17 protein-coding genes are annotated in these 20,476 nt (G+C 62.4%); 7 read left to right on the top strand and 10 right to left on the bottom strand.

Annotated elements, in window-relative coordinates:
• Positions 1–51: 51 nt before the first annotated feature.
• The gene (locus NKJ89_RS01655) at positions 52–531 is read left to right on the top strand and encodes an EF-hand domain-containing protein (protein ID WP_352599281.1); all 480 of its coding nucleotides are present in this window, start codon (positions 52–54) and stop codon (positions 529–531) included.
• Positions 532–576: 45 nt separating this feature from the next.
• Here NKJ89_RS01655 and NKJ89_RS01650 read toward each other — a convergent pair whose 3' ends face one another.
• Together NKJ89_RS01650 and pepN are read right to left on the bottom strand one after the other, a co-directional pair.
• On the bottom strand, positions 577–2,898 hold the full coding sequence (locus NKJ89_RS01650; protein ID WP_352599279.1) for a PAS domain-containing sensor histidine kinase: 2,322 nt from the start codon (positions 2,896–2,898) through the stop codon (positions 577–579).
• A gap of 175 nt (positions 2,899–3,073) precedes the next feature.
• Positions 3,074–5,719, bottom strand: coding sequence for an aminopeptidase N (gene pepN, locus NKJ89_RS01645; protein ID WP_352599277.1), 2,646 nt, complete (start codon positions 5,717–5,719; stop codon positions 3,074–3,076).
• A gap of 154 nt (positions 5,720–5,873) precedes the next feature.
• Between pepN and NKJ89_RS01640 the strand changes: the two genes are divergently transcribed.
• Positions 5,874–8,180, top strand: coding sequence for a xanthine dehydrogenase family protein molybdopterin-binding subunit (locus NKJ89_RS01640; protein WP_352599275.1), 2,307 nt, complete (start codon positions 5,874–5,876; stop codon positions 8,178–8,180).
• A gap of 65 nt (positions 8,181–8,245) precedes the next feature.
• Positions 8,246–9,148 carry a DMT family transporter gene (locus NKJ89_RS01635; RefSeq protein ID WP_352599353.1) on the top strand — a complete coding sequence of 301 codons (903 nt, stop codon included), beginning with the start codon at positions 8,246–8,248 and terminating at the stop codon, positions 9,146–9,148.
• On the opposite strand, the gene NKJ89_RS01630 is transcribed toward NKJ89_RS01635, so the two are convergent.
• The 3 genes from NKJ89_RS01630 to NKJ89_RS01620 form a co-directional block, all read right to left on the bottom strand.
• The gene (locus NKJ89_RS01630; RefSeq protein WP_352599273.1) at positions 9,149–9,961 is read right to left on the bottom strand and encodes a helix-turn-helix domain-containing protein; all 813 of its coding nucleotides are present in this window, start codon (positions 9,959–9,961) and stop codon (positions 9,149–9,151) included. It lies immediately after the preceding gene.
• A 91-nt stretch (positions 9,962–10,052) separates the two neighbouring features.
• A complete protein-coding gene (locus NKJ89_RS01625; protein ID WP_352599271.1) occupies positions 10,053–10,928 on the bottom strand; it encodes a uracil-DNA glycosylase in 876 nt (291 codons plus the stop codon).
• A gap of 50 nt (positions 10,929–10,978) precedes the next feature.
• Positions 10,979–11,623 carry a hypothetical protein gene (locus tag NKJ89_RS01620; RefSeq protein WP_352599270.1) on the bottom strand — a complete coding sequence of 215 codons (645 nt, stop codon included), beginning with the start codon at positions 11,621–11,623 and terminating at the stop codon, positions 10,979–10,981.
• A gap of 219 nt (positions 11,624–11,842) precedes the next feature.
• On the opposite strand from NKJ89_RS01620, the gene NKJ89_RS01615 reads away from it, so the two are divergent.
• Together NKJ89_RS01615 and NKJ89_RS01610 are read left to right on the top strand one after the other, a co-directional pair.
• The gene (locus NKJ89_RS01615; RefSeq protein ID WP_352599268.1) at positions 11,843–13,522 is read left to right on the top strand and encodes an electron transfer flavoprotein-ubiquinone oxidoreductase; all 1,680 of its coding nucleotides are present in this window, start codon (positions 11,843–11,845) and stop codon (positions 13,520–13,522) included.
• A gap of 140 nt (positions 13,523–13,662) precedes the next feature.
• A complete protein-coding gene (locus tag NKJ89_RS01610) occupies positions 13,663–14,262 on the top strand; it encodes a DUF922 domain-containing Zn-dependent protease (protein ID WP_352599266.1) in 600 nt (199 codons plus the stop codon).
• A 4-nt stretch (positions 14,263–14,266) separates the two neighbouring features.
• Here NKJ89_RS01610 and NKJ89_RS01605 read toward each other — a convergent pair whose 3' ends face one another.
• The 5 genes from NKJ89_RS01605 to NKJ89_RS01585 all read right to left on the bottom strand — a co-directional run bounded on the left by NKJ89_RS01605 (position 14,267) and on the right by NKJ89_RS01585 (position 18,002).
• The gene (locus NKJ89_RS01605; RefSeq protein ID WP_352599264.1) at positions 14,267–15,301 is read right to left on the bottom strand and encodes an endonuclease/exonuclease/phosphatase family protein; all 1,035 of its coding nucleotides are present in this window, start codon (positions 15,299–15,301) and stop codon (positions 14,267–14,269) included.
• Positions 15,302–15,403: 102 nt separating this feature from the next.
• The gene (locus NKJ89_RS01600) at positions 15,404–16,867 is read right to left on the bottom strand and encodes an AMP nucleosidase (protein WP_352599262.1); all 1,464 of its coding nucleotides are present in this window, start codon (positions 16,865–16,867) and stop codon (positions 15,404–15,406) included.
• 175 nt (positions 16,868–17,042) lie between these two features.
• A complete protein-coding gene (locus NKJ89_RS01595) occupies positions 17,043–17,237 on the bottom strand; it encodes a hypothetical protein (RefSeq protein WP_352599260.1) in 195 nt (64 codons plus the stop codon).
• A gap of 39 nt (positions 17,238–17,276) precedes the next feature.
• Positions 17,277–17,435 (bottom strand): hypothetical protein, encoded by a 159-nt coding sequence (locus tag NKJ89_RS01590; RefSeq protein WP_168992200.1) that lies wholly within the window; start codon positions 17,433–17,435, stop codon positions 17,277–17,279.
• A 225-nt stretch (positions 17,436–17,660) separates the two neighbouring features.
• Complete coding sequence (locus NKJ89_RS01585) at positions 17,661–18,002, bottom strand: DUF2147 domain-containing protein (RefSeq protein ID WP_352599258.1); 342 nt, start codon at positions 18,000–18,002, stop codon at positions 17,661–17,663.
• A 452-nt stretch (positions 18,003–18,454) separates the two neighbouring features.
• On the opposite strand from NKJ89_RS01585, the gene NKJ89_RS01580 reads away from it, so the two are divergent.
• Together NKJ89_RS01580 and NKJ89_RS01575 are read left to right on the top strand one after the other, a co-directional pair.
• Positions 18,455–18,721, top strand: a complete 267-nt coding sequence (locus tag NKJ89_RS01580; RefSeq protein ID WP_023760434.1) for an SEL1-like repeat protein — start codon at positions 18,455–18,457, stop codon at positions 18,719–18,721.
• Between the two features lie 541 nt (positions 18,722–19,262).
• Positions 19,263–20,384: an ABC transporter substrate-binding protein gene (locus tag NKJ89_RS01575; protein WP_352599257.1), complete on the top strand. Its 1,122-nt coding sequence runs from the start codon at positions 19,263–19,265 to the stop codon at positions 20,382–20,384.
• The last annotated feature ends 92 nt before the right edge of the window (positions 20,385–20,476 follow it).

Genomic DNA, 20,476 nt, shown 5'->3' with positions numbered 1-20,476 from the left:
GAGCGGCTGTCTCGGACCGCATCGGGGGTGACGATGCAACAGGAGAAGACCATGAGAAAGACAACCAGACTTGCCCTTGCCTTCCTAGCCTTGGCCGGTGCTGTCGGCTCCGCGGCCTACGCCGAAAACAATGTCAGCGCAAAAATGCGCGAGGGCACGATGATGCGACTCAACAAGGCGATGAAGGATTCGAACGGCACCATCACCTTCGACCAGTTCTCCGACGCCATGAACGCTCGGCTGAAGAAACTCGTCGCCGACAATGGCGGCAAGCTGACCGTCGCCCAGCTCGCCGAGGCGCTGGAGAAGGCGCGCTTCGAGCAGATGGCCAAACGCATCATCGCCCGCTACGACACCAAGGGCGACGGCACGCTGACGTCAGACGACATCGCCGGTCGGGAGAAGAAAATCTTTGCGATGCTCGACAGGAACAATGACGGCAAGATCGAAAAGGGCGAATTGCCGAAGGGCGGCCGCTTCGGCCGCCACCGCCAATGGAGTGACGACGGCGACGACAGCGATATGCAGTGAGGCTGTCTGGAGCAGGCTCCGCCGCTGTCCGTCGGAGCCTGCTGCTCAGGCCGCGGCCCTGATCGCCGGCGCGGCTTTCTTCACCGGAATGCGCACCGATACGATCGTGCCGACACCTTCGGTCGAACGGATCTTCAGCGCGCCGCCCTGGAGTTCAGCCAGCGAGCGCGAGATGGCGAGGCCAAGGCCGGACCCGGCGTGACTCTTGGAGAACTGGTTCTGCACCTGTTCGAAGGGCCGTCCGAGTTTGCCGAGCGCATCCTTGGGGATGCCGCAGCCATTGTCCTCGATCGTCAGCACCAGCGCGCCGGATGTGTTGCGGGCCCTGACCGATATGTGGCCGCCCTGGCCGGTGAATTTCACCGCATTGGACAAAAGGTTGATGACGATCTGCTTGATCGCACGGCGGTCGGCGATCAGCGTCAGCGCGTCGGCGATGCGGGTTTCCACGGTTATGGCCTTTTGCGCCGCCTGCAACGATACGACGCGAACGGTTTCGCTGATCAGCGGGCCGAGGTCGATCTCTTCGCGGTCCAGCGAGAACTGGCCAGCCTCGATCTTGGACATGTCGAGAATGTCGTTGATGACGCCCAGCAGATATTTGCCGCTGCTGTTGATGTCGGTCGCGTATTCCTCGTAGCGCTCCGATCCGAGCGGGCCGAACAGCCCCTGTTCCATCAGTTCCGAGAAGCCGATGATCGCGTTCAGCGGCGTGCGCAACTCATGCGACATGTTGGCCAGGAACTCGGACTTGGCCCGGTTCGCCGCCTCGGCGCGTTCGGTTTCCTTCATATATTTGCGGTTGAGGTCGACCAGTTCGCGCGACCGCTCCTCTTCCGCCCGCCGCGCGAGGCTGAGATCATGGATCGTCGCCATCAGCCGGCGCTCGCTGTCGACCAGCTTCTCCTGGTGCAGCTTGATCTGGGTGATATCTGAACCGACGGCGACGATGCCGCCATCCCTGGTCTTCAGTTCGTTGACCTGCAGCCAGCGGCCATCGGCCAGCTGCCGCTCGAAAGTGGCCCCGCCTTGCAATCCGCTGGTGTTGGCAAGCCGCCGCTCGGAAGCAAAGGCCTGCATGCGTTCTTCAAGAGCCGCTCGTGCGACGCCCGGCATCACGTCGCGGTCCGAGAGCCCGTTGTCCTGCTGGTATTTGGAATTGCACATGATCAGGCGCTGCGCCGAATCCCACAGCACGAAGGATTCGTTGATGTTCTCGATCGCTGTTCTGAGGCGAAGGTCGGCGGCTTCGGAACGCAGCGCCAGATGACGCTGTTCGGTGACGTCGACGGCGATCCCGATCAGCTGGATCTCCGGCGCTTCCGGATCGATGACTTGTGCCCGTGCGCGCATCCAGACCCACTGGCCGTCGGCATGCCGCATCCGGAACACCTGGTCGATGTGATCGATCTCTCGTGCGACAATTCTATTGGCAAGCTCGAACAGGTCGCCGTCCTCGGGGTGGATGATCTGATCGACTTCTCCGAAGGACAGCATCGTGTCGCAGGGCCTGTAGCCGAGCATGTCATACATCGATCGCGACCAGTACATCTTGCCGCGCACCATATCCCAGTCCCACAGGCCGCAGCGGCCGCGAACCAGTGCCATGTCGATGCGCTGATGCGCTTCGAGGTAGATGCGGTCAGCCGCCTGTGCGCGTGCCGCCTGGCCGAAATAGGCATAGAGGATGACGATCAGCACGCCGGCCGTCAGCACGAACAGGGTGACGTTCAGCGAAACAGTCTTGCGCCAGGCTTCGAAAACCGCGTCCTGCGGCACCAGGGCCGCCGCAGCACCCTTCTGGCCATTTGCCAGGCTGACCGCCGCATACCAGTCCCGTCCGTCAATGTTGACTTCCATGACGCCGGCGCGATCGCCGAACATGAACAAGGGTTGACCGCCCTCGACGAGGCCGTCGAGCGAATGGCCTTGCCATGGTATCGAGCGCGGCGTCACCGCGATGATCTTGAAAGCACTGTCGGTGATGACGAGCACATGGCTGCGGTCCATCGCGCCCTGACGGCTTGTGGTCTCCAGCAGATCCTGGATGGCGCCAGGCACCGTGTCCGAAGTGGTGGCGAGCGAACTGGCCAGTTGGCCCGCCGCCAGCGCCAGGATCGCCTTGGCATTGCGCTCGACATCGTCGCGCTCGTTCAGCAGCGACAGCACGCGCAGCGCCGCGATGACGATCAGGAAGGTGATGATGAGGACGGGTATCGATCGGCGCAGCAGCGGTTCGGCGGCCAGAAGTCGTCGGTACGCCGGTTCGGCGATGAGCCGCGTATTCCCGGCAAGACCGTCGCTGCGCGTCTCGCGATGCGCAAAAGCCGTCCCTTCGGGCGCGCCCCACGCGTCCGCCTTCGCCATAAATGGCACTCCCCGAATTTGCCTATGCTGCTTTGATCCGGCAAACGCCGCACATCCGAATCGTCAGTAAAGAATCAAAGGTGATTCGCCTTGTCCAGTGGCCCGGCGAAAAAAGATTAAAAATCGACTAAAATAATGCCGAAACGGCCGATCCTCCCTCGGGCGCAAGCCAAGTCTAAGCCAGCGTGCGCTCGACGATATCCCTCAGATCCGCCGACAGGTTTTCGGCGTTGGCGATCGAAAGCAGCGCTTCCCTGGCCTTGGCCTGCCGCAGAGGTTCGAGCGAACGCCACGATCTGAGCGCCGTCGCCAGTCTTGCCGCCACTTGCGGGTTGCGCTTTTCGACCTCGAGTACCGTTTGCGAAAAGAACCGGTAGCCTTCGCCGTCGGCCCGGTGGAAGCCGGTCTGGTTGGCGCTGGAGAAGGTGCCGATCAACGAGCGTACGCGGTTCGGGTTGCCCATCGAGAAGGCCGGGTGGTTGGTCAGGGCCATCACTGTGTCGACCGTTTGCGGTCCCGGGACGCTGGCCTGGATCTGGAACCATTTGTCCATGACCAGCGGGTCGGAGCCATAGATCGTCTCGAAAGCCGCGAGCGCCTCGATCGCCTCGGGCGAACCGTGGTGACGATGCGCGAGCACGGCGAGTGCGGCCGCGCGGTCGGTCATGTTAGTCGCAGACTGGAAATGCCCGGCGGCGAGGGCCGCTCCGCCCGGCTGCAGCGACAGATAATCCAGCAGGGTGTTGCGCAAGGCGCGTCGCCCGGCGCTCGCCGCGTCAGGGCTGAACGCTGCCTTGTCGGCAAGGCTGAGGTACAGGCTCGAAAAAGCGCCGCGGTTTGCGGTGCCGATCGCCAGCGCCAGCGCCTCGCGGGCCGCATAGATGGCGTCGGGGTCGATATTTCTGCCGATGTCGCGGGCAATGTCGGCTTCGCCCGGCAGTGCCAGCGCCAGCGCCCGATAGGCCGGTTCGAGCGTTTCGTCGCCGGCGATGCTGCCGGCGAGTTCGGTCAGCCGCGCCGCGAAGTCGGGCTGCTTGCCGCCGAGGATCTCGCGGAAGGCTGATATCAGCGCATCTGTCAGCAATGTGTTGAAGGCCTGCCAGCGCGAGAAGGCGTCATTGTCGTGACGGGCGAGGAAGAACTGGTCATCGGCTTTCTGCTCGACCGACAGCGTCACCGGCGCCGAAAAGCCTCGGTTGAGCGACACGGCCGGGCGTTCGGCGACGCCTGAGAACCGCACCATGTGGCGACGCTTGCGGACATGGATGACGCCGTCCTCGATGCTGGCGCCCTCGACGCCGCTATACTCCACGGCCTTGCCGCCGGCGCCGATCAGGCCGAAGGCGAGCGGGATGTGCATCAGCCGCTTGCGGCTTTCGGAAGGCGTCGGCGGCACCGACTGCTCGATTTCGAGCGTGAATTCTTGCGCGGCCGGATTGTGCGTCGAACTGATCGTCAGGTTGGGCGTTCCTGCCTGATGATACCAGAGCGCGAACTGCGACAGGTCGCGGCCGGATGCATCTTCGAACACTTTGATGAAATCCTCGATCGTCGCCGCGTCGCCGTCGTGCCGCTCGAAATAGAGGTCCATGCCGGCGCGAAAGACCTCGGCCCCGAGAATCGTACGGATCATTCGCACAACTTCGGAGCCTTTCTCGTAGACCGTCGCCGTGTAGAAATTGTTGATCTCGCGGTAGCGGCGCGGCCGCACCGGATGCGCCAGCGGGCCCTGATCCTCGGGAAACTGGTGGGCGCGCAAGGTGCGCACCTCGGCGATGCGCTTGACCGCCCGCGAGCGCTGGTCGGCGGAGAATTCGTGGTCGCGGAAGACCGTCAGCCCTTCCTTCAGGCAAAGCTGGAACCAGTCGCGGCAAGTGATTCTGTTGCCTGTCCAATTGTGGAAATACTCATGCGCGATGATCGCCTCGATATTGGCGAAATCAGCGTCCGTCGCGGTCTCGCGATCGGCTAGCACATATTTGTCGTTGAAGACGTTTAGGCCCTTGTTCTCCATCGCGCCCATGTTGAAGTCGGACACGGCGACGATGTTGAAGACGTCGAGATCGTATTCCCGGCCGAACGCCTCCTCGTCCCATTTCATCGACCGCTTCAGGGCGTCCATCGCGTAGCCGGCCAGCTTCTCCTTGCCGGGCTCGACATAGATGCCGAGCTCGACCGTGCGGCCGGACAGGGTGACGAAACTGTCGGCCAGCTGGCCGAGATTGCCGGCCACCAGCGCGAACAGGTAGGACGGCTTGGGGAAAGGATCGTGCCATCTGGCATAGTGCCAGCCGCCGCCGAGATCGCCTCTGTCGAGCGGGTTGCCGTTGGACAGAAGCAGTGGCGCCTCGTCACGCAGCGCTTCGATCCGCACGGTGTAGACGGACAGGATGTCGGGGCGATCGAGGAAATAGGTGATGCGGCGAAAGCCTTCGGCCTCGCACTGCGTGCAGTAGACATTGCTCGAGCGGTAGAGGCCCATCAGGGCTTCATTGCCCGCCGGCGCCAGCTCGGTCTCAATCAACAACTGGAAGCGACGCGCGGCGGGCGGCTTGAGGATGGTCAGCTGGTCCGGGCTCGCCAGAAGGTCCGACGGTTTTACTTTCTTGCCGTCGATCTCGATGCGCTTGAGCGTCAGGCCGTCACCGTCGAGCACCAATGGTGCCGACATGGAGACGCCGTCACGTCGCTCGACAGTAAGCAAGGCGGTGACGCGCGTTGCGTCTGGCGAAAGGCGGAAGGTGAGGTTGGTTTGCGGAATGAGGTAGTCGTTGGGGCGATAGTCTTCGAGCTTGAAGACCTGGCCGGTGTCCGTGCGCATTCCGTGGCTTTCCTGTCGATTGCGTTGGCGGCGGATTGTGTCCGCTGGCCAAGAAATTTGAAGTCCGCGCTCTTTACACGAAACGGCCCCTCGACAAAACTAAGGCAATGCCTATTTCAGGCGTTCTTCTCCCGTCATCATCACGAGGCAACTCATGACCGTCGTCACACCGAAATTCGGCATGGGCGCATCCGTGCTGCGGCGCGAGGATGCCGCCTTCATCCAGGGGCAGGGCCGCTATACCGACGATATCCAGCCGGCTGGGGTCCTGCATGGCTATGTCCTGCGCTCACCGGTCGCCAAGGCCAGCTTCACCATCGGTTCAACCGAGGCCGCGAAGACGGCGCCTGGTGTGCATCTGGTGCTGACCGGCAAGGATCTTGCTCATCTGGGAGATCTCAGGTCCGGCGTCATGCAGGAACAGCCGGACGGCACCAGGGCGCCGACGCGCGACATCCCGATCCTGTGCCGCGACCGGGTCCACTATGTCGGTGATGCCGTTGCCTTTGTTGTCGCCGAGAGTCGCGCCTTGGCGCAGGACGCCGCGGAGCTGATCGATGTCGACTATGACAGCGAAGACGCGGCTTCCGGGACGGCAGCGGCGCTTGCCGAAGGCGCGCCGCTGGTCTGGCCGGAACTCGGTTCCAACCGCGCCTTCAGCTACCACATGGGTGACAAGAAAAAGACCGACGCGGCTTTCGCCAAGGCCGCCCATGTCACGCGCATCGAATTCGTCAACAACCGGCTGGTCTGCAACTACATGGAGCCGCGCTCGGCAATCGGCGAGTGGAACGTGGAGGAGAACCGCTTCGTGCTGACCACGGGGTCGCAGGGCGTGCACTCCATGCAGTACATTCTGGCCGGCCTGTTCAAGATCAAGAAGAATCAGCTGCGCGTCATCACGCCGGATGTCGGCGGCGGCTTCGGGCCGAAGACCTTCGTCTACCGCGAATATCCGCTGGTGCTGGAGGCGGCAAAGCGGCTTGGCCGCCCGGTCAAATGGGCCGGCGACCGCACCGAACACTTCCTGACCGATGCGCAAGGGCGCGACAATGTCGTGACGGCCGAGATGGCGCTGGACAAGGATGGCCGATTCCTCGGCATGAAGGTGGACCTGCTCGCCAACATCGGCGCCTATATCTCGCAATACGGCCCGTTCATTCCCTATATCGGCGTCACCATGTCGACCGGCGTCTATGATATCCAGGCGCTCGACGTCTCGGTCACCGGCCTCTACACCAACACCTGCCCGGTCGACGCCTATCGCGGTGCCGGCAGACCGGAGGCAGCGTTCCTGCTGGAAAAGCTGGTCGATGCCTGCGCCCATGATCTCGACCTGCCCGTCGAGGAGATCCGCCGCCGCAATTTCATTCGGCCGGAACAGTTTCCCTACCGCACCCAAACCGGCCGCCTCTACGACACCGGTGAATTCGAAGGCCATATGGAGCGTGCCATCGAACGGTCTGAATGGAAAACGTTCCCGGCGCGGCTGGCGCAGTCGAAAGCCGGCGGCAAGATCCGCGGCCTCGGCATGGCGACCTATATCGAGGCTTGCGCTTTCCCCGGATCGGAACCGGCCTTTGTCGAACTCAACGGCGACGGCACGGTGACGCTGAAAATCGGCACCCAGACCAACGGGCAGGGGCACGCCACTGCCTATGCGCAGTTCCTGTCGGAAAAGCTCAACCTCGACATCGACAAGATCCATGTCCGCCAGGGTGACACCGACGAGCTGAAGGCTGGCGGCGGCACCGGCGGCTCGCGCTCCGTTCCGCTCGGCGGCGTGTCGGCATCGCGGGCCGGCGAAGATCTGGCCAACAAGATCAAGCGCATCGCTGCCGATGAGCTGGAAGCCTCGGCCGGCGACATCGAGCTGTCTGATGGCACTGCCCGCATCGTCGGCACCGATCGCTCGCTCGATTTTTCCACCATCGCCAAGGCCGCCAAGACGCCTGATGACCTCAAAGGCTTTGGCGAATTCGTGCAGGACGAATGCACCTACCCGAACGGTACCCATATCTGCGAGGTCGAGATCGACCCGGATACCGGCGCCACCGAGATCGTCCGCTACACCATTGTCGACGATTTCGGCGTCACCGTGAATCCGATCCTGCTCGCCGGCCAGGTGCATGGCGGTGTCGTGCAAGGCATCGGCCAGGCACTGATCGAAGACACGATCTACAGCGAGGACGGACAGCTTTTGACGGCGAGTTTCATGGACTACGCCATGCCGCGCGCCGACAATTTCCCGTTCTTCCATTTCGAGACCCGCAACGTGCCTTCGACCACAAATGCGCTCGGCATCAAGGGGGCAGGCGAGGCCGGCACCATCGGCTCGACTCCCGCCGCACTCAACGCGGTCACCGATGCGCTCTGGCGCGCGTATGGCGTCAGGCACATCGACATGCCGGCAACGCCGGCGCGCATCTGGGCAACCATCCGCGAAGCTGTGGGAGCGTGAAAGCCGCCCACGGCAGCCCCACAGTCAGCGACCATGCTGGCGGGCACAACACGCTCACCGGCATCATGCTCAAGATCGTGTCGGTGGCCGTCTTCGTCGGTATGCAGACCTGCATCAAGGCCGCAGGCACCGTTCCAGCCGGCCAGATCGTCTTCTTCCGTTCTTTCTTCGCGATCTTCCCGATCATCGCGTTTCTGGCTTTCAAGGGAAAACTCGGCACTGCCTTCACCACCAAGCGTCCGCTCAACCACATCGCCCGCGGCCTTGTCGGCGTCGGCGCCATGGGGCTCGGCTTCTTCGCGCTGACCCGGCTGCCGCTGCCGGAGGCGATCACGCTGAACTACGCGCAGCCGCTGCTGGTGGTGGTGTTCAGCTCGATCTTCCTCGGTGAAGCCATCCGCGTCTATCGCTGGAGCGCGGTTGCGGTCGGTCTGGTCGGTGTGCTGATCATCTCCTGGCCGGAATTGACGCTGCTCAGCTCCGACCAGGCGCTCGACGACCAGGAGGTGCTTGGCGTCATTGCCGCCCTTGTCGCCGCGGCGATCTCGGCGGTCGCCATGCTGTTGGTGCGCAATCTCGTGCAAAGCGAATGCACCGCGACCATCGTGTTGTGGTTTTCGGTGACGGCGAGCGTCATGTCGCTCTTGTCGCTGCCGTTCGGTTGGCGGATGCTGACGCCGCTCCAGGCGGCTCTTCTGGTTGCGGCCGGCTTCTGCGGCGGCCTCGGCCAGATCCTGATGACGGCAGCCTACCGCCATGCCGAGGCCTCGGTGGTGGCGCCGTTCGAATATAGCTCGATGATCCTTGGCCTGGTCGTAGGCTATCTCGTCTTCGGCGACGTTGCCACAGTTCACATGCTTGTCGGCGGCCTAATCGTTGTTGCCGCCGGGATATTCATCATCTGGCGCGAGCGCCAGCTTGGCCTGGAGCGCACTCGCACCCGCAAGGCGTCTTTGCCAGAAGGCTGATTACGACCGTTCTGCCCGCTCCTTCGCCAAGCGTACCAGAACCGTCCTCGTCTGCTCATCGGCCGGGAAAAACGATTCGATCGCCAGTTCCGACAGTGTCACGTCGAGTGGTGTGCCGAACACCGTGATGGTGCTGATGAACGACAGCACCTGATCGCCATGCGCCAGCCTGAGCGGGTGCACGATGGCATTCGGCTCGACCGGCGCCGGCCGGCTGCATTTCAAACCGGACGGGTAGCTGCGCAACTCGCGCTCCAGATCGACCAGCACCGGGTCGCCGCTGGCGTCAATCTGGTGTTTGAGACGCTCGAGCAGATGCGTCCGCCATTCCTGGAGATTGACGATGCGCGGTCCGATGCCGCCGGGATGCAGGCTGAGGCGAAGCACGTTGACCGGCGGCTTGAGCAGCGACGGCTCGCTGACATCGGCTAGGAACGGAGCGATAGCGGCGTTGGCCGAAACCAGGTTCCAGTAGCGGTCGACAGCGAGTGCCGGGAATGGCTCATGCCCCTTCAGCACGATCTCGACCGCCGCCATCGCCGGCGCCAACGTCTTGTCGGTCAGCGAGCGCTCGCCGAAGCTCGGCGCAAAGCCGGCGGCGAGCAGCAACTGGTTGCGCTGCCGGAGCGGGATCGAAAGCTGTTCGGCCAGATGCAGCACCATATCGCGCGAGGGCGCGGCGCGGCCGCTTTCGACGAAGCTCAAATGCCGCTGTGAGATCTCGGCCTCTATGGCGAGTTCGAGCTGTGACATTCGTCGGCGCGTCCGCCATTCGCGAATGAGGCTGCCGGCGGAATTTTGGGCTGATGTCATGGAGGCATGGTTAGAGCGGCGGACAGCGCATTTCAATTACCTGCGAGGTTATGGTCCTGTCCTTCTCCCACAAGGGAGGGCCGCCAAGCGTCTAGCCAATCGCCCGCAGTTTCGCCTTCACCTCAAGCAAATCCCGCCACGCCAGCTTCTTGTGCGACGGCGTTCGCAGCAGATACGCGGGATGCAGCGTTGGCATGGCGGGAATGGCGACGCCGGATGCCGTCGTGTGGACGCGCCAGTTGCCGCGCAGGCGCAGGATGCCTTCGCTGGTGTTGAGCAAGGTCTTGGCCGACGGACCGCCGAGGTTGATCAGCACTTTCGGATTGACCAGTTCGATCTGCCGCTCGATGAATGGCCGGCAGATCTCGGTTTCGTGCGGCGTCGGCGTGCGATTGCCCGGCGGCCGCCACGGAATAACGTTGGCGATGTAGACCGAGGTCCGGTCGAGCCCAATCGCCGCCAGCATGCGGTCGAGCAGCCGACCCGAGCGGCCGACGAAGGGCAGTCCCTCGATGTCCTCGTCGCGCCCCGGCGCCTCGCCGACCAGCATCACGGCGGCTTCCGGATTGCCGTCGGCGAATACAAGGTTCTTGGCCGTGGCTTTGAGATTGCAGCCGTCGAACGCCGCCATGTGCTGGCGAAGCTCGTCCAGGGTCGTTGCCGTCGTTGCCAACTGGCGGGCCAGCGCCGCCTGCGCTTCGTCGGGAACCGTCGCCGACGGTGCGCGTGCAACGGGTGGTGCATTTGCTCTGTCGATGGCTTCGGGGCGAGACACGGTCGTTGAACGCTGCTGCGCGGCGGTATTGCCCGAGGGCGTCGCCGTCGGCGCACGCTCCATCGGCTTTGGCACGATCTCGGCGAACCGGTTCACCGGCTGGTCTTCAAGCGGCTCGTCGACGCCCACGCTGGCATAAAAGGCCAGTAGGTCGGCAATGTCTGGTCTGTTATGTGGGGAAGCGGCAGTCATGCCGGCACATTCGCCCCCATGACGGCAATTTGCAAGGCTGGCTGCTTGTTCTACCCGGTCGGTATGCGTGGATCCTGCACCAGATAGAAGGTCCAGCGCGGCGTATAGTCGGTCATCAGGAATTCGAATCTGGCCGTCTTCAGCGGGTCGACCTTGCCATTCCGGAACAGCAGTCGGTCATAGGGTTCGAAATCGCGGTCGAAATCGGCGAAATTGCTCGACCAGATGTTATCGGGCGTCTTGTTGCGCTGGTCGAACGAAAGTCCGTCGCCGAACACGCTCGGCTGATTCAGCACCTCCTGCAGCTCGAACTGGAATTCGATCCAGGCCTGGCCGCTGTTGTTGAGCACGTCGATGCGCATATACATGATGCCATTGGCGAATGCGCCGGCCGGGCCGAAAGCCTGGATCGGCTTTGTCGTGCGGATGGTCAGGGTCACCGGCGTTGACGAATTCAGCTCTTCGGTGATGACTAGCGGATCGTCTCTCGTTCCAACGCCTGAAGCGCCGGTGATGTGGAAGCCGCCAAGCTCGTCGGAGAAGGAGTAGGCACCTGCCGCCCATACTTTCACTTCGTCCGCTGCGGCATGGCCCGGGGCCAGCACCAGAGGGGCCAAAAGGAGCGCCCCGCAGACACGGCCGGGCGTGAAAAGAAAGCGCATCGATGAAAAGCCGGCTGGCTCAGGAAAGCGCATGGTTTGAAGTATGGCCGATAAGCAAGGCGTCGAACAATTAAAAACGTGGGCGCGCTGCGCCTCGGCGGGGCAAAACAGCCGCCCAGCACCGCAATGCGCGACTTTTTGGCCAAAACGGCATTGTCACGTTTGCGCCGGTTTCCTGTCGCCGATTGATGCGCTATGCAGCGCAGGAGCCAGCAAGATGCCCGAATGGGATAAGCCAGTGCGGAGGGGTTGATGAGCGACATCGAACGCGAAAGCATGGAATTCGACGTGGTCATCGTCGGCGCCGGCCCGGCCGGCCTTGCCGCCGCCATCCGCCTCAAGCAGGTCAATCCCGAACTCTCGGTCGTCGTCCTGGAAAAGGGCGGCGAGGTCGGCGCCCATATCCTCTCCGGCGCCGTCGTCGATCCGATCGGCATCGACCGGCTCTTGCCGGGCTGGCGCGACGAGGATGGGCATCCCTTCAAGACGCCGGTCACAGAGGACCATTTCCTCGTCCTGGGCCCGGCAGGCTCGTTCCGTCTGCCCAACATCCTGATGCCGCCGCTGATGAACAATCATGGCAACTTCATCGTCTCGCTTGGCAATGTCTGCCGATGGCTGGCTGGTAAGGCCGAGGCGCTCGGCGTCGAGATCTATCCCGGCTTCGCCGCGGCGGGCCTGCTCTACAATGACGCCGGCGCCGTTACCGGCGTGGTGACCGGCGACATGGGCGTCGAGAAGGATGGCACGCATGGTCCGGGTTTCGCGCCGGGCATGGCGCTGATGGGCAAATATGTGCTGATCGGCGAAGGCGCGCGCGGCTCGCTCGCCAAGCAGCTGATCGCCAAATACAAGCTTTCCGATGGCCGCGAGCCCGGCAAATACGGCATCGGCCTCAAGGAACTCTGGCAGGTCAAGCCAGAGAACCACAGGCCGGGCCTGGTCCAGCATTCGTTCGGCTGGCCGCTCGACATGAAGACAGGTGGCGGCTCTTTTCTCTACCATCTGGAGGACAACCAGGTGGCGGTCGGCTTCGTCCTCCATCTCAACTACAAGAACCCCTGGCTGTCGCCGTTCGAGGAATTCCAGCGCTTCAAGACCCATCCGGCAATCAGGGGCACCTTCGAGGGCGCCAAGCGCGTGGGTTACGGCGCGCGCGCCATCACCGAGGGTGGCTGGCAGTCAGTGCCGAAACTTTCCTTCCCCGGTGGCGCGCTGATGGGCTGCGCGGCAGGCTTCGTCAATGTGCCGCGCATCAAGGGCTCCCACAACGCGGTCCTTTCAGGAATGCTGGCGGCCGAGCATGTCGCCGAGGCGATCGGCGCCGGCCGTGCCAATGACGAGCTTTCCTCCTACGAGGCTGCATGGCGGGACACCGACATCGGCAAGGACCTGAAGAAGGTGCGCAACGTCAAGCCGCTCTGGTCGCGCTTCGGCACCATCATTGGCGTCAGCCTTGGCGGCCTCGACATGTGGCTGAACACGCTGTTCGGCTTCTCGCCCTTCGGCACGCTGAAGCATGGCAAGGCCGACTATGCCACGCTCGAGCCGGCCGCCAAGCACGAGAAGATCGCCTATCCGAAGCCGGATGGCGTGCTGACCTTCGACCGCCTGTCCTCGGTGTTCCTGTCAAACACCAATCACGAGGAAAACGAGCCGGTCCATCTGCTTGTCGGCGACATGGACCTGCAGAAGCGCTCCGAGCATGATGTCTTTGCCGGACCCTCGACACGCTATTGTCCAGCCAGCGTCTACGAATGGGTCGACAAGGACGGCAATGCCGCCGCCGATCCCGCGGCAAAAGACGTGCGCTTCGTCATCAACGCGCAGAACTGCGTCCACTGCAAAACATGCGACATCAAGGACCCGAACCAGAACATCAACTGGGTGCCGCCCCAAGGCGGCGAAGGTCCGGTCTACCAAGGTATGTAAGCTACGCGCTGGCTGGACCGTCTCGCCGGCCGCACGCAAAATGCCGGTCATGGCCGGGGTTGCCGGGCATGTGAAATATTAGAACTGTTGAAACTGCCGCGCGCTTGTGGTTCCATCCCCTGACGACAGGGAGATGGCCAATGCGCTTGGCGGTTTTAGTATGCCTTGTGGTGATCGGCGCTGTGTGCGGTTCGGCTTCGATGGCCTCGGCTGGCACCAGGGTGCTGATCAAGACGCGGACCTATGACATCACCGGGAACACTGGCCTGGCGCTGATGAAGGCGATGGACCGCAAGGGGCCGAAGCACGGCTTCATGACGCATGCCATCGCCCAGACGGGCTACACCGTGGATTGGAACCTTGACGCCGGCCAGGACAATGGCTTGTGCCGCCTGCGGCGGGCCGACGGCACGCTCAATCTGTTTTACACGTTTCCGCATCTCGCCTCGGCCACCGCGCCGGCGCTCCAGAAGCACTGGTCGCGGTTCTTCGCCGGCGTCCGCGCTCACGAAGAAACCCATGGTCGCATCGCCAGGGAAATGATGCGGGCCATCGAAACATCCATCTCCGGCCTCAGGATTGCCGACGACCCGTCCTGCTCCAAGACACGTCGCGAGGCGCAGCGGCGCATCAAGGCTACCTATGCCGCGTATGAGGTAAAGCAGATCGCCTTCGACGCCCGCGAGCATCGCGACGGTGGCCATGTCGAGCATCTGATCACCGCTTTGATCAAGCCTTGATCTCTTAACCTGGCGTCCTGCCGGTCTGGACTATCGCTGCGGTCGCGGTTTCATGATCATCGACCGGCTTCTGTTGTGCCCCCCTGAGCGAGAACTCCACCATTACCGGCAGGTGATCCGAGCCAGTGTCCTCCAGCCGTGTTGCGGAATGGATGGTCAGCCCGCCCTTGCTGAAAACCTGGTCGATCGGCAGGCCGGCGAAGCGCCGCACGAAGTCCGGCAGCCTGATTTGGATCCAGGTCGGTCCGGCGGACGGCATGACGGTCAGGCCGCCGAGCGAGGCGACGCGCCGGACGGCAGCACTCCACGGCACGGCGTTGCAGTCGCCCGCCATGATGGCCGTCTCGCCGAGCGCGGAGAGCGATTCCGCAAGTTCGCCGATCTGCCAATACTGCTCGCGTGGCCACGGCCAACTGAGATGGATAGCGGCGACATCGACGTCAATGCCGCCGAAGTCGACGGTCGCTGTCGCCATGGCGCCGCGCCGTTCGCAACGCGCCTCGGTGCCGGCGGCAAAGGGCCGCCGCGAGATCAGCGCGACGCCGAATATGCCGTTGGGATAAGGGCAGAGGATCCGGTATGGATATGCACTGCTGATATAGCCAAGCTCGGTCGTCCACATCGCCGACACCTCGTCGAGGGTGATCACGTCGGGATTGGTCCGGCCGATCAGCGACAGAACCTTCTTCGGCGTCGGATTGTTGTAGCGCAGGTTCATCTGCAGCAATTTGTAGACCGCACGATCTTCGACCTTGGCTTCATAGGCAGCCTGAACCGGCCATAGACTGGGCAATGTGTTCAAGGTCGTGGCGACGGCCGCCACGGCAAAAAGCAGTGCCACGGCCGCTTGCAGGCGAAATGTCGTGGCCAGCAGCGGCAGTGCGCAAAGCGCCATCAATACGGCAAGGTGGACGCGGAAATGCGAGAAGGAATCGAAGGCCGGATGCAAGGTACCCAAGAACCCGGCGACCAGCGCAACCAAGAACATCATCAGCGCGATAAATGCCAGTGATGCCGCCATGTGTCGACTGCGTCTCATCGGGTCAGGTCCGCGCGGATTGTCGGAAAATACCGGCTTGGTTATCGGCAGAAATGCGGCCCAATCAAGATGACGAGATGCTCGGGCAGCGCACAGATCGTCCTATTGGAACGCGGTCTCCGAAAAACTTCTCAGTTTGCGCGAATGCAGCCGATCCATCGGCATTTCCGCAAGCTTCTCCATCGCCCTGATGCCGATGGTCAGATGCTGCGCCACCTGGCGCTTGTAGAATTCGGTCGCCATGCCGGGCAGCTTCAACTCGCCATGCAGTGGCTTGTCCGAAACGCACAGCAGCGTTCCGTAGGGAACGCGGAAGCGGAAGCCGTTGGCGGCGATGGTCGCAGATTCCATGTCGAGCGCGATCGCCCGCGACTGCGACAGGCGCTGCACCGGGCCGCGCTGGTCGCGCAGTTCCCAGTTGCGGTTGTCGATGGTGGCGACGGTGCCTGTGCGCATGATGCGCTTCAAGTCGTAGCCGGACAGGCCGGTGACTTCGGCGACGGCTTCCTGCAGCGCCACCTGGATCTCGGCCAGCGGTGGGATCGGGACCCAGACCGGAAGATCGTCGTCGAGGACGTGGTCCTCGCGCACGTAGGCGTGCGCCAACACATAGTCGCCCAAAGCCTGGGTATTGCGCAGCCCGGCGCAGTGTCCGAGCATCACCCAGGCATGCGGCCTCAGCACGGCGATGTGGTCGGTAATCGTTTTGGCGTTGGAAGGCCCGACGCCGATATTGACCATGGTGATGCCTCCATGGTTCGGCTTCTTCAGGTGATAGGCCGGCATCTGCGGCAGGCGAGGCGGCGCGACCCCGAGACCGGGCGCGCTTTGTCCGGCCAAGGTGATGACATTGCCCGGCTCGACGAATTCGGTATATCCGCCGCCGCCATCGGCCATCAGGTCGCGAGCGCGGGCAACGAATTCGTCGATGTAGAATTGGTAGTTGGTGAACAGCACGAAATTCTGGAAATGCTGTGGCGTGGTCGCCGTATAGTGCGACAGGCGATGCAGCGAATAGTCGATGCGCTGCGCCGTGAAGGGCGCCAACGGCCTCGGTTCGCCTAAGGCCACTTCGAAAGTCCCGTTGGCGATCTGGTCGTCGGTACCGTCGAGATCCGGCACGTCGAACAGGTCGCGGATCGGCCGCTTGATGCGTTCGGCCGCCGCGCCGTCGACATGGGTGCCTTCGAGAAAGGCGAAATGCAGCGGGATCGGCGTGGTCGATTCCGACACCGAGACCGCAACGCCATGATTGCGCATGATCAGACGTAACTGCTCGACAAGGTAGCTTTCGAACAGGGCGGGCTGGGTAATGGTGGTCGAAAAATGCCCAGGCGTCGGCATATGGCCATACGCCTGACGCGAGTCGATCTGGGTGAACGAGGTGGTGGTGACGCCGATCTCCGGGTAGAAGGCCCGGTAGCGCTTGCCATTGTCGCCGCCCGCCGCCGCCAGTTCAGCAAAGGAGTCGCGCAGGAACTTGGTGTTGCGGTCGTAAAGCAGCCGAAGTGCCGCGACGGCCTTTTCGGCGCGATCAAAGCTTTGCCGGCCAAAAGGCTCCGGCATGACGACAGATTCGATGGCCTGAGGGTAGATTCGCTTTTCCATGACTCAATATAGAGATTTGGATCGGCACTTGGGAGGGGTGTCGCGACCGAAGGCGGCTTAAGGGTCGTTTTTCTTTCCGCTGCATGTCGCCCCAAAGAGCGCAGCGATTTTGGGCGACATGCACGAAACGTGCTTATCCGCGCTGCAGGCTGACCAGGAGCACAAAGCCGATCCCGGACTTCTTCAAAGCCGGCGCTTCGATCGTCGAGCCGGCATCGGCGCGCATCATCGGCACTGCCAGAACCGGAGCGGCCAGAACCGCCAGGATAAGCGCCGCCCGCGGCAGGAGCCGAAGGATCTTTAGTGCGGTGGCGGCGATGCGGTTCATGGTGTTTCAGCTTTTCTTTTTGAGGTCTGGCTCTTTTGTTTAGTTGCGAAGGTGGGTGGGGCAGGCGAGGCGGCAGGTTCTGGAACTGGCTTCGTCCCAGGCGCGGGCCGGACGACCCGCTTCAGCGACGAGGATGGCGAAGAACATTCCAAACAGGCTCATCAGCAGGCAGACGATGGTGAAGCGGCGAGCAAGCATTGGTCGGGTCTCCTTCAACACGCCGGAGAATGCCCTGATGCAACTGAACCGGCTCTGATGCCGTCGTTCATCTGCGGTTCAAACTGATGGGCGGGATTTAGCGTCGACGGCGCCTGTTTCGGCAGGATGCCGAGGTTAGGGCGTTGCGCCGCGACAAACGAAAACGGAGCCCGTCAGAGCCCCGTCTTCATGTCACAAGGATATATATGTCTGTATATAGGTCGATCAGAGCTTGTGCCAAGTCTGGCTTTTGCAGATCAGTCCGCCGAGCACGCAGCCGCTCATCTTGAGCGAGCTGCCGGAAAGGGTCGCCTTGCCCGAATAGGTTCTGTCGTTTGCCGGATCGGTGATGTTGCCGGCATATTTGTTGTCGCCAGCCGCCTTGAGCGAGCCGATGGTTTTTCCGGCATACTTGCCGGACTTGAGCGTGATGGAAAACGAGCCGCCGCCAACGATGGCCGCGGTGTCGCCGGCCTGCGTCTTCCAATCACCCTCGATCGGATCGGCCGATGCCGCACCCGCCACGATCAATGTGGCCGCAAGAGCCAGGCTCACTTTTCGAAACATGTCTTCCTCCCTTTGGATGTCCGACCGGATGCTCCGCCCCTCGCCGGTCTGCCGCTTACGCTAACGTAAGCTAATCCAGCTCCTGGCAAAACAAAAGCGGTGCCGCTGCGGAAGACTTTCGGATTCTTGAAGGCGTCCGAATGCGTCCCATCGGCGAGAAAATGAAATGACCGGCGCAGCGCCTTTGTCTCCCGTGGTTAGCAAAGTCTTGACTTGGCAGCGGAGGATTTTTGTCAAATTTGACGCAAGCTCGCTGAATTGCTGGCTTTGTATCCTTAACGAATTTCCGCGTTTACCTCTTGTTTTAGCTTTGTTTTCCTCAAATTAAGCACGCCATTTAACGACGGATTCAAGCCTGCACGGCATTCTCGAAAGCATCGGAAGAGCAGCCGCAAGCACGAAAGAAGGCAGCTCTCAGGAGCCTGACAGGGGCCGGAAAACAGGGGATTGAAATGGCACGTTTTGAAATGCTTGAAGCAGGTTTCGGCGCCATGGGGGCAACTGCCCAGGCCGACATTCTTTTCGAACTGGGCATGATGTATGCGACCGGCCGCGATTGCGAGACCGATGTCGTTGCCGCCCACAAATGGTTCAACATTGCCGCGATCAAGGGCTCGGTCCGTGCCGCGGAACTGCGCTCCGAACTGTCGGCGGCAATGTCGAAGGTCGAGATCGCCAAGGCGCTTCGCGAAGCCCGCGAATGGATGACCATCCACTGAGATCTGCCTACAGACCTATCGAAGACAGGGAAGCTCCGGGATCAAGACCGCACAGACGGCCAGACCCGGCACAACAGAAGGCCGCGCAAGACGGTCGATGACCTCCAGGAAAAGTGTGAAGCGGGTTTCCGTCCGGAATCGCGTCAAAACAAAGAGTTAAAGCGGTTCGCCGTTTCCGTGAGACGGTGAAATGCCCAAAGTGGAATCCGGTTCTCTCCGACAAACGGAAACTGTTTGCCCAGGGATCATGCTCTGAAGAAAGAGAACGCGGCAGGCCGCAAGGTCCAGTCGCGCACGACACGTGGAGGGCGAGCGGGTTTTTAGGCGCGGGGACGCTCGGGAACAGCTCGACAGGCAAGAAAGCCGCGACCGGCCGGAACAAGGCCGGCGCGGCTTTTGCCCTGTTTGCCGCGACGCGTTGCAGGCCCAATCGAGTACCGCCAATGCGCCTAGACAGGCCCAAGGAACGGTGAAATTGTCCCGCCTCTCGGGAAGAAGCGCGGCCGGCACGGCCGCGCGTGAGTGGAGGAGTTCTACTGCAATGAAAAAATTGGGTATTTTGAACGCGGCCATTTTCGGCCTGATGATGAGCACGCCGGTCGCATTCGCCGACGACATCACTTTTGCGGTGGTCGGCCCGATGACCGGACAACTCGCCACCATCGGCGATCAGTTCAAGCAGGGCGCGCAGGCCGCTGCTGACGCGATCAACGCAACGGGTGGTGTCGAGGGCCGCCAGATCAAGCTGAGTATCGAAGACGACCAGTGCGATCCCAAGCAGGCAGTGTCGGTCGCCAACCGCATCGTCGCCGACGGCGTCAAATTCATCGACGGCCATGCTTGCTCGGGTTCCAGCATTCCGGCCTCGGCGGTCTATGCCGAAGCCGGTGCTCTGATGATGACCCCAGCTTCTTCCAATCCGGTGCTGACCGACGCGGCGGCCAAGGCCGGCTGGCCGACGATCATGCGGCTTTATACGCGTGACGATGCGCAGGGCGCCTTCATCGGCCCATGGATCGCCAAGAAGTTTGCTGGGAAGAATGTCGTCGTCCTGCATGACAAGAGTGCCTACGGACAGGGCGTGGCCGACGCCGTCAAGGCAACGATGAATGCCGGCGGCCTCAAGGAAGTCTATTATGATGGCATCAACGCTGGCGAGAAGGACTATTCGGCTCTCGTCACCAAGCTCAAGGACTTGAAAGCAGACGTCGTCTATTTCGGCGGCTATCATCCTGAGGCTGGTCTGATCCTGCGTCAGTCGGCGGAACAGAACCTGAAGTTCCAGTTGATCATGCCGGACTCCATCGCTTCGCCGGAATTCTGGCAGGTTGCCGGCCCGGCAGGCGAGGGCACCATGTTCGTGTTCCCGTCGGATCCGCAGGCAAAGCCGGAAGCCAAGGCCGCCGTCGAGAAGATTAAGGCGGGCGGCTTCGTGCCGGAGGGCTTCACGCTGTTCTCCTATGCCGTGATCCAGGCCTTCGCCGAGGGCGTCAAGCGCGCCGGCAGCGACGATCCGGCGAAGGTTGCCGAAGCGTTGAAGAATGGCACGCCCGTCAGCACCGTCGTCGGCAACGTCACCTTCGACGAAAAGGGCGACCTCAAGAATGCCAGCTACGACATCAACCAGTGGCATAATGGAAAGTACGCACCGATCGCCCAGTAACCGATCGCCCAGTAATCGTCGTCCTGGCGACTGGATAGGATAGCGAAATGGTCGGGGCTCCTCCCGGCCATTTTCTCGTTTGCCCCGTCGAC

It is taken from the genome of Mesorhizobium sp. M0047 (genome assembly GCF_040323315.1).
Taxonomy (GTDB): domain Bacteria; phylum Pseudomonadota; class Alphaproteobacteria; order Rhizobiales; family Rhizobiaceae; genus Mesorhizobium.
This window is presented reverse-complemented; position numbering and strand designations above follow the sequence as displayed.